The following is a 15583-nucleotide window of genomic DNA, read 5'->3' as shown; positions in this document are numbered from 1 at the left end:
AGTTCTCCTATATTCTGTATGCTAAATGCATAAATAAATTTTTAGTTTTAGATATAAAATCAAATTTTTTATCTGATAATACTGCTATTAAAATAACAGCACCTTTTACAATCATTTGTCAAAATCCATCAATACCAATCATGTTCATAGCTGTACTTAAAACACAAGTTACAAACCATCCCATTAGGGTTTTAGTAACTCCACCTTTTCCTCCAAGTAAAGAAGTTCCACCAAGTGCTATACAAGCAATGGCATCTAACTCTAATTGATTACCTGAAGTTGGGGCAATACTATTTAATTTACTTATATAAAAGATTGTACCCACAAACACTAGTGCTCCTGAAAAGACATAAACACTTGTTGAAACCATTTTGGTTTTTATTCCTGAAAGATATGATGCTTTGATGTTGCCACCAACTGCATAAATATGTCTTCCATATTTATACCATTTCATTAAAATAAATAAGACAAGGTAAATTGTGATTGCTATAAAGAAAGTTCAAGGCATTTTACCAATAAAAGGTTGAGTTAAAAACTGTAAGGTATCTTTTGGAAGAGCTGTTGCTTTTGATTCAAGTAAAATCGAAGTAGCTCCTCTTAAAACTAACATCAAAACTAAAGTTACAATAAAGGGTTGAAGTTTAACGTAACTTATCAATCAACCTGAAAATAGCCCAAACACCATAGCAGTTCCTAGACCAACCATAAGCGAAAGATAAATGTTATAGTTTTTTGTTAGCAGTTTTACTGTAACTGCACCAGCAAAGGCGAGTACAGAACCAACTGACAAATCAATGCCACCAGTTAAAATAATTAAAGTCATCCCGAAAGCCACTAATAGTAAATCTAAATTGTTAGTTAATAAATTGATCCATATTCTTTCTGTGAAAAAATATTGATTTGAAAATCCAGCAATGATGGCAATTATCAAAATAATAATTAGTAATTTTGATTGATTTAAAAGATTCAAAGCATTAGTTTTGGTTCTTATCTTTTTTTGTTCATTGTAAAAATTTAAGGTAGCTACTTTTAAAGATAATTTTGAAAGATTAAGATTTGTTATTTTATCAATCTTATCTGCTCTATTTTTTAAGTTAACTTCTAAAATTGGTTTTTCCTGATTATAGGTTAGATCACCAAATTTATTTGCTTGATAATCACTTTCAAAAGTTTGTAAGGCTAAGTATTCTTTGCTTTTACTTAATTTTTCTGTTTTTACCAAGAGTAGTTTTTGCTCATGCTCATGAATATAATCTTGTTTATTTTGAATTATCTCCTGGATAGTTTTAGCTTTTTTAGATTCCAAAACTTGAATTTTATTTTCAATTTTTTTGTTAAACTTGCTGATCATTTCTTTAAATTTTATTTGTTTTGAAGCAATAACTGCATCCATTTTTTCACTATATTTTTTTGAACAATCTGTTAACTGTGTAATTTTGCTTCCATAATCATTTAAGAATTTGGTGTTTTCTGCTGCAAACAGTTTTTCAAATTCTGTTTGCTTAATTTGTTTATCATTCAATTTAAATTCTAGTTCAGCTTTTTTTTGTACCAAAATAGAATTAATCTTTTCAACCTTAATTTGGTTTTTTACTAAATTTGCTTCTTTAAAACTTGAAATGTTGTAAATCACATCAGATTTTCTCAATTTATAGTTCTCTTTGATAGTGTTAAGTACCTGAATACTCGTGTCATATTTTACAGCAATTTGTTTTATAGCTTTTTCACTATAGTTTCTTGCAAAGTAATTTAATTCATTCATATAAATCCCTCTATATTGCATACCTCAAAATTGTTTCTTGATTCATTTCTGCTTCAAGAATTTCTTTGGTGATAATACCATTTTTCATGACTAGGACTCGGTCACATAAGCCAATGATTTCTGGTAAATCATTTGAAATAACTACAATTCCACCATTGTTATTTTTTTTAAATTCATAGATTAAATCATATATCTCACGTCTGGCTCCAACATCAACCCCTCTGGTTGGTTCATCAAAAACAATAATTTTGGGATTGGCAGATAATGCTTTGGCAATAAGTACTTTTTGTTGGTTACCACCAGAAAGATTACCTGCTACTCTATCAATGTCGGGAGCTTTGATAAGTGTTTTTTGAAAGTAGAATTCTGAATTCTTGATTTCTTTCATTCCTGAAATAAATCTTAAAAATTTAACTTTTAATTTATCAATTGATGATAGGGAAATGTTAAATTTTATACTTTCATTTAAGTGAAGTCCCTCAAGTTTGCGGTCTTCAGTTACATAGTAAAAGTTTTGTCGAATTGCATGGTTGGGACTTTTAAAGTTAACCTCTTTACCTAAGTAGTTCATTTCCATATTTATTTTTGGATATAAACCAATTATGGTTTTAAAAAGTTCAGTTCTTTTTGCTCCAACTAATCCAGCAAAACCTAGAATTTCATTTGACTTGATTTCAAAACTGACATTCTTTAAGAAGTCATTTCTTAAATGCTTTACTTCAAAGATTTTTTCGCCAGCTTTTTTAATTTTTTGTGGGAATTTTTCAGTGATACTTCTTCCCACCATTTTAGCAATAATTTCGTCTTCGCTTAATTCTCCAACCAAGTATTCACCAATGAAAGTTCCATCACGAATTATTGTCATTCTTTCACAAACTACAGGAATTTCTTGCAATCTGTGTGAAATATAGATAATTGATTTATTTTGGGCTTTCATTTTTTTAATGACTTCAAACAATTTTAGAGTTTCTTTGTTTGAAAGTGATGATGTTGGTTCATCCATAATAATAACTTTTGCATCTCGAATAATTGCTTTTGCAATTTCAATCATTTGTTGCTCAGCAACAGACAACCTGTTCATTTCTTTCATTGGATCAATGTTTATTTCTATTTCAATCAATACTTCATTTAAGATTTTTAACTCTTTTTTGTAGTTTATTGTTCCTAGTTTTGTTTTAATTTCTGATCCTAAAAAAACATTATCTAAAACAGTCATTTCATTAACTGTGTTTAATTCTTGGTGAATTATAGCGACTCCTAATTTTTCAGCATGCTTTGTATTTTTTGGATCTCATTCTTTCTTCTCAAAAAACATTTCCCCACTGGTTTTTTTATAAACTCCTGAGATGATGTTCATTAAAGTAGACTTTCCTGCTCCATTTTCACCCAAAACTGCCATACAAATTCCTTTGTATGAATTTAAACTTACACCTTTAAGTGCAACAACATCACCAAATTTTTTTATGACATTGTTGAGGCTGAGAATTTTGTTTAAATTCATATCTGCTTTTTTCATTTTTAATTCCAACTACCCTCCTTGCAATGGTAAATTTACCACCAACTTAATATTAACACAATACGATAAAAAAATATCAAAAATTATACAAATTTATCATTTTTAAAAACATTAGTTGGCAATTAAAAAAGTAGAGCAATACAGGTTATTCCTACTGCTCTACTTGTTAGACATATAGTTTTGAAAAAGCTAGGACAATTCCACTGATTATTAGTAGTCCTGCAACAGTGTTTAAAAATATTTTAGTATAAACCCATTTTTGATCCTTGGCTACTTCAAAATTTTCATTTTTTTGTTCCTTTATCTTTTTCTTTCATTTAGTTTGAATAAATATGAACAATATTAATCCTAACAAAAAGAGGATTATCCCAATGATTGTTAATCAAATTGTCACTATTTTTTACTTAACTTTCATAATTCTATTAGTGAAACTGCAAGTTCTTTTAAAAGAATTGTGGTCATCAAGTGATCTTGTCCATGCACCATAGTTAAGGTAACATCTGCATATTCTCCTCTGGCTTCAGTTACAAGAAGATCAAACTGTGCTTTGTGGGCATGATTGATTAATGCTTCAGCTTCTTTCATTAAATTATCAATATTTGAAAAATCACCATTTCTAGCATCTTCTAAAGCTTCAAGAATGTAACTTCGAGCTTCTCCAGCATATGCTACTAGTTCAAGTCCTTTTCTTGTCACTATTTCTTTATTGTTCATAATTTAATTCCTACTTTCCAAGTTTTTTTTCTAGTTCTTTTAAGTCAACTTTTTCATCAAGTCTATCTTGTTTTGATTTTTCTAATCACCAATAAGCACTTAATTTTTCATATCGCTTTTGAGTTTCAAAATCAACATAAAATAAGCCATATCTTTTGTTGTATCCATTTGTTCAAGAAAACATATCCATGTGACTTCACAAATAGTAGTGTTCAATTTTTTCACCCTCATCAATTAATTTTTGAATTACATCAAAATGATCTTGAATGTATTGAATTCGGTCATAATCTTTAATGAACGGTGTTTTTGTTATATCTTCTAAATCACCATAACCATTTTCAGTTATGTGAATTGGAAGCTTGCAATTGTATTTTTCACTAACTCATTTAATAACAATTGCTAACCCTTCAGGATAAATTGGTCAATCTCAATGAGTTGATTTAACACCAGGTTTTGAAACTGTTTTTCAAAGTCATGGGATATTGAATTTTGATTTACCTTTTTCTCCAGTTGTATTAACTGAAAAATCTATTATTTCATCTGGTTTTGTGACAAAATTTGTTGCATAATAATTAATACCAACTCAATCTAAATTTTCTCTTGCAAGTTTGATTTCTTGAAGATCAGTTTTTTGGGGTTTGAAAATAAAGTCATAATGTTCTAAAACTGAGTTTAGTAAATCAATTGTTTCTTGTGAATATCCTCCTGAAACTATTGGTTCTAAAAAACCTCAATTAATTATGGCATTTGCCTTTTGTGATGCCAAAACATCTCCAGGATTACTTTCATCAATTGGTAGGTATGGACTCAAATTACAGGGAACCCCAATTTCACCATCAATTTTAAGTTTTTTAAATAAATTCACAGTTCTAGAATGTGCTAAAACCATGTTATATTGTTGTTTAAAAAATTGTCCATATTCTAATGTGAAGAATGGGGGCAAGGCTGCCTTTATATTTTTTTGCTCTGAATAAGCATTAATTTCATTTAATGTTGATCAATATTTAATTTCACTAAATTCTTTGAAGCAAAATTCTGCAAACTTTAAGAAATCTTCAATATTTTCTTTTGATAGAAAATCACCTTTTTCCACAAACCATTGTGGTGAATCAAAATGATGCAAAGTTACATTGGGAACAATACCTTTTTCAATCATAGCTTTAAACATTTTGTGATATTGTTCAACAGCTTTTTTGTTGACTGTTGAAGCATCAGTTGGGAAAATTCTACTTCAAGCAATTGAAAGTCTAAAGACTTCAATGCCATATTCTTTTGCTAATTTAAAGTCAACATCAAATGATTTATAAAAATCACTTGCTGGTTCAGGATTGTATTTGGCAATACTTTTATCATTTAATAGCACATCATCTCAAATACATTTTCCTCTACCATCAGTTGTTAAATTTCCTTCACATTGGAAAGCAGCTGTGGCAGTTCCTAGTTTAAATTTTTTCATTTGCTATTCCTCTCAATTCTTTAATTTTTGCTATTATTTTATCTTGAGTAATTTTTTTGTTACTTATCATCTCCAAGAATTCTGGACCTTTTGTTTGAAAGACAATCATGTTTTGTTTACCTTTTGCATAATCATCAATACTTTTTTGTATTGAACGAGCTTGTGGGGAAATAATAACTAAATTTGTATTTTCAATAAATTCTGAGTAATTACCTGATGAACAAGCCTTAGCATCGACTTTAACTTGTCCATCACTAAATGCTTTATTAATAGTTTCAGCCAACATCGCACTTGATCCAGCCCCAATACAAATTACCAAAACTTCAACTGTGTCTACTGAAGTAGTATAGTTTGTTTGTTGCATTACAACCTTGTTATTTTCATCAATAAGTTTAACTCTATTTTTCTCATCAAGTTTTAGCTGTTTAATTTCAAGATGTTTTTTTCTATTAAATAAGGCATGATTAATAAATTGCACACCATTTCTGTAGTCCACAAACTCATCTGGATCATTGATTAATAATTCTTTTTTGTAATTTATTTTATCTTGAATTAACACAAATGGCATTCAGATTCCAAAGCTTACCCCAAATCAAATTCATGGTAATAAAAATGATAGTGGCTGGAATCTACTTGAAATTGGTACTGCAACTATTGTTGGCATTGATCAAGGCATTGCCACCGCACTTGCATTCATACCAAATCCTAGAACAAATATTACACCAATTATAGTATTCACTAGTGGTGCCAATAAAAATGGCAATAGCATCAGTGGATTTAAAATACTTGCTAATCCAAATAAAATTGGTTCATTAACTTGGAATAAGATTGGCACAACTGCCACCATTCCAATTGATTTTAGTTGTTTTGATTTACAAAATAAGAGAATTATAAAGGGAACTGCAATTTGTGCTCCAGACCCTCCCATTGAGTATGCTCCCATACTAAATGGACCAGGTCATAAGTTGGTAGCTTGTTCTCCATTTGCAAGTAACTCAACATTTTCTTGAACACCAAGTGCTGCAAGGGTATCTGTAATTCCAGCTCAAACACTAGTGTGGATTCCACAAAATCAAGTCAGAGATAAAACCATACCTCACGCTATGAAGAACCAATAACTTTTGGCTCCTTCTAGCAGTGGAGTTAGTGCATTGAAAATTGCACTCAACATGGTGTCGCCTAAAAATTCAATAAAGACTCATCCCAAAATTCCATATATGATAATTGTAAATATTAATGGGAAAATATTTAAAAATGCTTGGGAAATATTTTGAGGTACTTGTTTTGGTAATCTAATTGTTATATTAAATTTATAACATAGATAAAAAACTCAAGGTACTGTTAAACCCGTTAACATAGCAACAAAAATTCCTTTTGCACCAAATAGTGCAGATATTATATCTAGAGCACTAACTTGTGTTGTGCCACTTGCCACATCAATTGTATTTGGTATTGAAAATAGCAAGTATGCCACTGTTGCTGAAATACAAACAACAATCACATTCATTTTTCTATTACTTTGTAATCTTGGTCCTATTTTTTCAGTAAGTCTTGAAGTTAGTGCAATAGTTAAGGCTAACCCCAAAATTCCATATGATAAATTATACATTCTTCAGCAAAATGCACTATACATTGCATAGCCCTGGTTTGTCACATTACCAAGGTCATCTTTTCACTCAAATCCAAATGATGGAGCTAACTCAGCTGCTAGAATAAAAATTGTTGATGTAATTACTAATGGCATCACCAAAATGAAACTTTCCATAATTGTTGAAACAAATGTAGATTGAGTTATTTTTTGAACAAAATCTAGGGCCTTTTTACCAAAGTCCCTAAATTTAGAAGGTTTTGATAGCTTTTCTGTTTCCATATTCTTTCCTTTCAATATTATTAATTTATTTTTAATAAGTGCAAATTTTAAACCAAAAATTCCGTCATTATATATAATTAAGGAATTTTTTTGCTATTTCTTTCTGATCACCCCCTTAAATCATCAGACATATTCATTACATTTATATTGTATCTTGAAATGATAAAAAATGATATTTTTTTATCATTTTTTATAAAATTCTCTAAATTTTTAATAGGAGTCTATGCACAATAAAAAGTAGAGGTATCCTCTACTTTTTAAATATATAATTTTGAAAAAGCTAACACAATTCCAGAGATAATTAACAATGCTGCAATAGTGTTTAAAAATATTTTAGTATAGACTCACTTTTGGTCCTTTGCTACCTCAAAATTATTGCTCTTTTGTTCATTTACCTTTTGTTTTCACCTAGTTTGAACAAATATAAACAAGATTAATCCTAGTATGAAAAGAATTGTTCCAACAATTGTTAATCATATTATCATTACTTTTTATTTAACCTTCATAATTCTATTAGTGAAACTGCAAGTTCTTTTAAAAGAATTGTGGTCATCAAATGATCTTGTCCATGTACCATAGTTAAGGTAACATCTGCATATTCTCCTCTAGCTTCTGTTACTAGAAGATCAAATTGTGCTTTGTGAGCATGGTTGATTAATGCCTCAGCTTCTTTCATTAAATTATCAATATTTGAAAAATCACCATTTCTAGCATCTTCTAAAGCTTCAAGAATGTAACTTCGAGCTTCTCCAGCATATGCTACTAGTTCAAGACCTTTTTTAGTAACTGCTTCTTTATTTTCCATAAACTAACATCTACTTTCCAAGTTTTTTTTCTAGTTCTTTTAAGTCAACTTTTTCATCAAGTCTATCTTGTTTTGATTTTTCTAATCACCAATAAGCACTTAATTTTTCATATCGCTTTTGAGTTTCAAAATCAACATAAAATAAGCCATATCTTTTGTTGTATCCATTTGTTCAAGAAAACATATCCATGTGACTTCACAAATAGTAGTGTTCAATTTTTTCACCCTCATCAATTAATTTTTGAATTACATCAAAATGATCTTGAATGTATTGAATTCGGTCATAATCTTTAATGAACGGTGTTTTTGTCATGTCTTCTAAATCACCATAACCATTTTCAGTTATGTGAATTGGAAGTTTACAGTTAAATTTTTCACTAATTCATTTAACTACATGACCAAGACCTTCTGGATAAATTGCTCAATCTCAATGAGTGTATTTTAAATCAGGTCTAATTGCGGTTTTTCAAAGTCATGGTACATTAAATTTTGATTTACCTTTTTCACCAGTTGAATTTATTGTAAAATCAAAGTCAGCATCAGCTTTTGTTACAAAAGTTGTAAAGTAATAATTTATTCCCACTCAATCTAGATTTTTTGCAGCTTGGTGAATTTCTTTTAAATCCTTTTCTTGTGGTTCAAAAATAAAATCATAGTTTTTTAAAACTGAGTTAATTAATTTAAGAGTTTCTTGAGAATAACCCCCTGTTGTAATTGGTTCAACAAAACTTCAATTTGAAACTGCATTTGCTCTATCTGAAGCCAATACATCATCTGGGTTATTTTCATCTAAGGGTGCCATTGGACTTACGCTACATGGCACTCCAATTTCACCATCAATTTTAAGTTTTTTAAATAAATTCACAGTTTTTGCATGTGCTAAAACCATATTATATTGTTGTTTGAAAAAGTGTCCATATTCCAATCTAAAGTATGGTGGTAAAGCAGCACTAATGTTTTTTTGTCCTGAGTAGGCATTGATTTCATTTAAAGTTGATCAGTATTTAATTTCACTAAATTCTTTAAAACAAAATTCAGCAAAGACAAGAAAATCATCAATGTTTTCTTTTGATAAGAAATCTCCTTTTTCTACAAACCATTGTGGTGAATCAAAGTGATGTAAAGTTACATTGGGAATAATACCCTTTTCAATCATAGCTTTAAACATTTTGTGATATTGTTCAACAGCTTTTTTGTTAACTGTTGAGGCATCAGTTGGGAAAATTCTACTTCAAGCAATTGAAAGTCTAAAGACTTCAATACCATATTCTTTTGCTAATTTAATGTCAACATCAAATGACTTGTAAAAGTCACTTGCTGGTTCAGGATTGTACTTGGCAATACTTTTATCATTTAATAGCACATCATCTCAAATACATTTCCCTCTGCCATCTGTCTCTAAGTGCCCCTCACATTGAAAGGCAGCTGTGGCTGTTCCTAGTTTAAACTTTTGCACTTACTTTTCTCCTTAATTCCTCAATTTTTTCAATAATTTTGGTTTTTGTAATTTTTTTAGATTGTATCATCTCTAAGAACTCTGGACCTTTTGTTTGTAGTACAACAAGATCAGTTTTATTTAATGCTAAACTATCAATTGCTTTTTGTACTGTTTGAGCTTGTGGTGAAATTATACAAATATTTGTATTACCAATAAACTCTGAGTAGTTTCCTACTGAACATGCTTTTGCATTAACAGATACTTCTGAATCCTTAAAGGCTTGATTTATAGTTTCAGCCAACATTGCAGATGTTCCTGCACCAATACAAACTACCAACGCCTCAATAGTTTCTAATTTTGATAGAGTTGATTTTATAACTGGAGTTTCTTGAACAACTTCTTCAGCTTTTTGCGCTGCTTTAAGATTTTTAATTTCTAAATGTTTGGCCCTATTAAACATAGCATCCTTAATGTATTGGACACCATTTCTATAGTCCACAAACTCATTTGGGTCATTGACCAATAATTCTTTTTTGTAATTTATTTTATCTTGAATTAATACAAATGGCATTCAAACTGCAAATGAGACTCCAAATCACACTCAAGGCAAGATAAATGAACTTGCCTGGAACTGACTAGATATTGGAATTGAAATCACAATTGGCATACTCCATGGTAGCTGGATGATACTTGCATTCATACCAAAACCTAAGATAAAAATGATTCCTATAATTGAATTAAGTAATGGTGCAGCAATCATTGGTATAAGCATAATTGGATTTAAAATTGTTGGTAATCCAAATAAGATTGGTTCATTGACTTGAAACAGAATCGGCACAACTGCCACCATTCCAATTGATTTTAGTTGTTTTGATTTACAAAATAAGATGATAATGAAGGGAACTGCAATTTGTGCTCCAGACCCTCCCATATTGTAAGCTCCTGTTGCAAATGGATCTGCATTTCAATTTACTGCTTGTTCACCTGCTTCAAAAGCTGCCACATTTTCTGCAACAGCGAGCGGCCCTAATGAACCAGTAACTCCATATCAAACATTAGGATGAATTCCTACAAATCAAGTAAATGAGATTACTATTGATCATAGAGTAAAGAACCAATAGCTTTTAGCACCTTCTAGCAATGGAGTTAATGCTTTAAAAACTGCATCTAACATTGTGTTATCTGTAAATTCAATAAATACTCAGCCAAGTAGTCCATAAATAATAATTGTGAACAAAATTGGGAAGATATTTAAGAATGATTGTGAAATTGATTGAGGTACTTGTTTTGACAATCTAATAGTTATGTTATATTTAAAAAATAGTAAAAATAATCAAGGTACACTCATCCCAGTTAACATTGAAATGAACAAACCTTTAACGCCAAAAATTGCAGAAATGATTCACAGTACATTTGTTTGTGTTTCTTCTGCCCCAACACTCCATAAATTTGGTACTGAAAAAAGCATGTAAGCCAAAACAGATGAAATACAAATGATAATTACATTCATTTTTCTGTCTGCTTGTAATTTTGGTGATATTTTTTCAGTTAGTTTATAAGAGATTGCTATTACCAAGGCTAATCCTAGAATTCCGTATGATAAATTATACATACGATAGCAAAAATCGCTAAAAGTAGCATAACCTTGATTTAAAATATTTCCATCTGCATCTTTTCACTTATATCCAAATGATGGTGCCAACTCAGCTGCTAGAATAAATACAGTTGAGGTAATAATTATTGGCATGATCAAAATGAAACTTTCCATAAGTGTTGTAACAAATGAAGTACTGGTAATTTTATTTATAAAATCTAATGTTTTTTGACCAAACTCCTTGAGTTTAGAAGTCTTTAAAGTCTTTTCTTTTTCCATATTATTCCCTTTCAATATTATTAATTTTTTCTAAATAAGTATACATTCTGTATCAAAAATTCCGTCATTATAAATAACCTAGGAATTTTCCTCTATTTTTTCTGATCACCCCCTTAAATCATCAGATATATTCATTACACCAATATTGTATCTTAAAATGATAAAAAATGATATTTTTTTATCATTTTTTATAAAAATCTCTATTTTTTTAACATGGTCTTTAGTGACAAAAAAGGTAGAGTAAACCTCTACTTTTTAAATATATAATTTTGAAAAGGCAAGCACAGTTCCACAAATAATTAGCAGTGCTGCAATAGTGTTTAAGATTATTTTGGTATAAATCCACTTCTGATCCTTTGCTACTTCAAAATTTTCATTTTTTTGTTCTCTTATCCTTTTCTTAAATTTTATTTGAATAAACATGAACAACATTGACCCCAGTAAAAAGAGAGCTACCCCAATAATTGTTAATCAAGTTGTCATTATTTTTTATTCAATTTTCACAATTCTATTAGTGAAACTGCAAGTTCTTTTAGAAGAATTGTGGTCATCAAATGATCTTGTCCATGTACCATAGTTAAGGTAACATCAGCATATTCTCCTCTAGCTTCAGTTGCTAAAAGGTCAAACTGTGCTTTGTGAGCATGGTTGATTAATGTTTCAGCTTCTTTCATTAAATTATCAATGTTTGAAAAATCTCCATTTCTAGCATCTTCCAAAGCTTCGAGAATGTAACTTCGAGCTTCTCCTGCATATGCTACTAGTTCAAGACCTTTTTTGGTAACTGCTTCTCTGTTGTTCACAATTAATCACTACTTTCCAAGTTTTTTTTCTAGTTCTTTTAAGTCAACTTTTTCATCAAATCTATCTTGTTTTGATTTTTCTAATCATCAATAGGCACTTAATTTTTCAAATCTTTTTTGAGTTTCAAAATCAACATAAAATAGACCATATCTTTTGTTATATCCATTTGTTCAAGAAAACATATCCATGTGGCTTCACAAATAATAGTGTTCAATTTTTTCCCCTTCATCAATTAATCTTTGGATTACATCAAAGTGATCTTGAATATATTGAATTCTATCATAATCTTTAATAAATGGTGTTTTTGTTATATCTTCTAAGTCTCCAAAACCATTTTCAGTTATATGAATTGGAAGCTTGCAATTATATTTTTCACTAACTCATTTAATGACAATTGCTAACCCTTCAGGATAAATTGGTCAATCTCAATGAGTTGATTTAACACCTGGTTTTTGAACAGTTTTTCAAAGTCATGGGATATTGAATTTTGTCTTACCTTTTTCTCCAGTTGTATTAACTGAGAAATCAATTTTTTCATCTGGTTTTGTGACAAATGTTGTGTAATAATAATTGATTCCAACTCAATCTAAATTTTCTCTTGCCAATTTAATTTCCTCAAGGTCTTTGCTTTGAGGTTTGAAAATAAAATCATAATTCTCTAAAACTTTATTAATTAAATCAATTGTTTTGGTTGAATATTTTCCTGAGGTGATTGGTTCTAAGAAACTTCAATTTACTATTGCATTTGCCTTATCTGCCACAAAAACATCTTCAGAATTTTCTTTGTCGAGAGGTTGGAATGGACATACATTACAAGGAACACCAATTTCTCCATCAATTTTTAATTTTTTAAATAGATTCACAGTTTTTGCATGTGCTAAAACCATATTATATTGTTGTTTGAAATAATGTCCATATTCTAGTTTAAAATATGGTGGTAATGCAGACTTTAGATTTTTATGACTTGAATAAGCATTGATTTCATTTAAAGTTGATCAGTATTTAATTTCACTAAATTCTTTAAAACAAAACTCAGCAAAGACTAGAAAATCATCAATGTTTCCTTTTGATAAAAAATCTCCTTTTTCTACAAACCATTGTGGTGAATCAAAGTGATGTAAAGTTACATTAGGAATAATACCCTTTTCAATCATAGCTTTAAACATTTTGTGATATTGTTCAACAGCTTTTTTGTTAACTGTTGAGGCATCAGTTGGGAAAATTCTACTTCAAGCAATTGAAAGTCTAAAGACTTCAATACCATATTCTTTTGCTAATTTAATGTCAACATCAAATGACTTGTAAAAGTCACTTGCTGGTTCAGGATTGTACTTGGCAATACTTTTATCATTTAATAGCACATCATCTCAAATACATTTCCCTCTGCCATCTGTCTCTAAGTGCCCCTCACATTGAAAGGCAGCTGTGGCTGTTCCTAGTTTAATTTTTTTCATATGCAATTCCTCTTAACTCTTTAATTTTTTCAATAATTTTAGTTTTTGTAATTTTTTTGTCATTGATCATTTCTAAAAACTCTGGCCCTTTTGTTTGGAACACAATTAAGTCTTTTTTTGTTTTTGCATAATCAGTTATACTCTTTTGTGAAGATCTTGCTTGTGGTGAAATGATTGCAATGTTGGTGTTGTCAATAAACTCTGAGTAATTTCCTAATGAACAAGCCTTAGCATTGACTTTAACTTGTCCATCACTAAATGTTTTATTAATAGTTTCAGCCAACATTGCAGATGTTCCTGCACCAATACAAATAACTAAAATTTCAACTACTTTATCTCCATCTGTTTGAACATTCAAAATTTCCGTATTTAATAAGTTCATTTCTAAGCTGTTAACTCTATTTTTTTCATCTAACTTAAGTTGTTTAATTTCATCATGTTTTTGACAATTAAATAGATAATTTCTTAAGTACTGAACTCCATTTCTATAGTCAACATATTCATTGGGTTCAGCTGTCAGTAATTCTCTTTTGTGATAAATTTTATCTTGAATTAATACAAATGGTGTTCACACTCCAAATGATACTCCAAACCAAATTCATGGCAAGATAAATGAAGTAGCTTGGAATTTACTTGCAATTGGGACTGCAACAACCATTGGCATCGATCACGGCATCGATACAGTGCTTGCATTCATCCCAAATTCATAAACAAAAATCACACCAATAATTGTATTAACTAATGGTGCCACCAAGAAAGGTAGTAACATTAATGGGTTCAGAATTGATGGTAGAACAAATAAGATTGGTTCATTAACTTGAAACAATATTGGTACAAGTGCTACCACTCCAATTGATTTTAGTTGTTTTGATTTACAAAATAAGATAATAATGAAAGGAACTGCAATTTGTGCTCCAGTTCCTCCCATTGAGTATGCTCCCATTCTAAATGGGTTTGGTCATAGATTAGATGGGTGTTCTCCAGCTGCTTGCAAATCAATGTTCTCTTGAAGTCCAAGTGCATCAAGAGTACTTGTGATACCATTTCAAACACTTGTATGAATTCCACAAAACCATGTCAATGATAATACCATTGATCAAGCAATAAAGAATCAATAACTCTTTGCACGAGTCAAGCCATTAAAAATTGCATTTAACATTGTGTCACCCAAAAATTGTACAAACACTCATCCCAAGACACCATAAATAATAATTATAAAGAATGTTGGGAAGATATTTAAAAATGCTTGTGAAATATTTTGAGGTACTTGTTTTGGTAATCTAATTGTTATATTAAATTTATAACATAAGAAGAAGATTCAAGGCACAGATAATCCAGTTAACATAGCTATGAATATTCCTTTTGCACCAAAAATTGCAGTTATTAAACTGAGAACATTGAGCTCAGTTGCACCTGCAACTACACTTACTGTGTTTGGTACTGAAGTTAATAAATATGCAATTGCTGTAGAAATACAAACAATTATAATATTCATTTTTTGATTTGATTTTAATTTTGAAGAAATCTTTTCTGTCATTCTAGACGAAAGAGCAATCACAAGTGCAAAGCCTAATATTCCGTAAGATAGATTATACATTCTTCAACAGAATGCACTATACATTGCATAACCTTCGATAATCACATTCCCATCAGAATCTTTTCATTTATAACCAAATGATGGTGCTAGCTCAGCAGCTAGAATGAAAATTGTTGATGTAATAATGATTGGCATCACCAAAATAAAACCTTCCATAATTGTCGAAACAAATGTGGATTGGGTTATTTTTTGTACAACGTTTAAAGCTTTTTCGCCAAATTGCTTAAGTTTTGATTGCCCTTCTATTTTGTTCTCTTTTGTTTTCATTTTTATTCCCCTTGAAATAATAAGTAA

General features: G+C 29.9%; 12 protein-coding genes. All 12 read right to left on the bottom strand.

Annotated elements, in window-relative coordinates; all coding sequences use genetic code 4:
• Positions 1-7 precede the first annotated feature (7 nt).
• The 12 genes from SCLAR_RS00545 to SCLAR_RS00480 all read right to left on the bottom strand — a co-directional run bounded on the left by SCLAR_RS00545 (position 8) and on the right by SCLAR_RS00480 (position 15556).
• Positions 8-1762 carry an ABC transporter permease subunit gene (locus tag SCLAR_RS00545; protein ID WP_157795115.1) on the bottom strand — a complete coding sequence of 585 codons (1755 nt, stop codon included), beginning with the start codon at positions 1760-1762 and terminating at the stop codon, positions 8-10.
• Positions 1763-1772: 10 nt separating this feature from the next.
• The gene (locus SCLAR_RS00540) at positions 1773-3290 is read right to left on the bottom strand and encodes a sugar ABC transporter ATP-binding protein (RefSeq protein WP_100254004.1); all 1518 of its coding nucleotides are present in this window, start codon (positions 3288-3290) and stop codon (positions 1773-1775) included.
• A gap of 381 nt (positions 3291-3671) precedes the next feature.
• The gene (locus SCLAR_RS00530) at positions 3672-3992 is read right to left on the bottom strand and encodes a PTS sugar transporter subunit IIA (RefSeq protein WP_100254002.1); all 321 of its coding nucleotides are present in this window, start codon (positions 3990-3992) and stop codon (positions 3672-3674) included.
• Between the two features lie 10 nt (positions 3993-4002).
• Complete coding sequence (locus SCLAR_RS00525; protein WP_100254001.1) at positions 4003-5448, bottom strand: family 1 glycosylhydrolase; 1446 nt, start codon at positions 5446-5448, stop codon at positions 4003-4005.
• A complete protein-coding gene (locus SCLAR_RS00520) occupies positions 5435-7318 on the bottom strand; it encodes a PTS transporter subunit EIIC (protein ID WP_100254000.1) in 1884 nt (627 codons plus the stop codon). Before SCLAR_RS00520 ends, SCLAR_RS00525 begins: the two co-directional genes overlap by 14 nt.
• 484 nt (positions 7319-7802) lie before the next feature.
• Positions 7803-8123 carry a PTS sugar transporter subunit IIA gene (locus tag SCLAR_RS00510; protein WP_100253998.1) on the bottom strand — a complete coding sequence of 107 codons (321 nt, stop codon included), beginning with the start codon at positions 8121-8123 and terminating at the stop codon, positions 7803-7805.
• A 10-nt stretch (positions 8124-8133) separates the two neighbouring features.
• Positions 8134-9579 carry a family 1 glycosylhydrolase gene (locus tag SCLAR_RS00505; protein WP_100253997.1) on the bottom strand — a complete coding sequence of 482 codons (1446 nt, stop codon included), beginning with the start codon at positions 9577-9579 and terminating at the stop codon, positions 8134-8136.
• Complete coding sequence (locus tag SCLAR_RS00500) at positions 9566-11434, bottom strand: PTS transporter subunit EIIC (protein WP_100253996.1); 1869 nt, start codon at positions 11432-11434, stop codon at positions 9566-9568. Before SCLAR_RS00500 ends, SCLAR_RS00505 begins: the two co-directional genes overlap by 14 nt.
• 255 nt (positions 11435-11689) lie before the next feature.
• On the bottom strand, positions 11690-11917 hold the full coding sequence (locus SCLAR_RS00495; RefSeq protein ID WP_100253995.1) for a hypothetical protein: 228 nt from the start codon (positions 11915-11917) through the stop codon (positions 11690-11692).
• The gene (locus tag SCLAR_RS00490; protein ID WP_100253994.1) at positions 11917-12237 is read right to left on the bottom strand and encodes a PTS sugar transporter subunit IIA; all 321 of its coding nucleotides are present in this window, start codon (positions 12235-12237) and stop codon (positions 11917-11919) included. Before SCLAR_RS00490 ends, SCLAR_RS00495 begins: the two co-directional genes overlap by 1 nt.
• Before the next feature lie 9 nt (positions 12238-12246).
• On the bottom strand, positions 12247-13692 hold the full coding sequence (locus SCLAR_RS00485) for a family 1 glycosylhydrolase (RefSeq protein WP_100253993.1): 1446 nt from the start codon (positions 13690-13692) through the stop codon (positions 12247-12249).
• On the bottom strand, positions 13679-15556 hold the full coding sequence (locus SCLAR_RS00480) for a PTS transporter subunit EIIC (protein WP_100253992.1): 1878 nt from the start codon (positions 15554-15556) through the stop codon (positions 13679-13681). The genes SCLAR_RS00485 and SCLAR_RS00480 overlap by 14 nt, the downstream gene beginning before the upstream one ends.
• Positions 15557-15583 lie beyond the last annotated feature (27 nt).

The sequence above is a fragment of the Spiroplasma clarkii genome (genome assembly GCF_002795265.1).
GTDB classification, from domain to species: Bacteria; Bacillota_I; Bacilli_A; order Mycoplasmatales; family Mycoplasmataceae; genus Spiroplasma_A; species Spiroplasma_A clarkii.
This window is presented reverse-complemented; position numbering and strand designations above follow the sequence as displayed.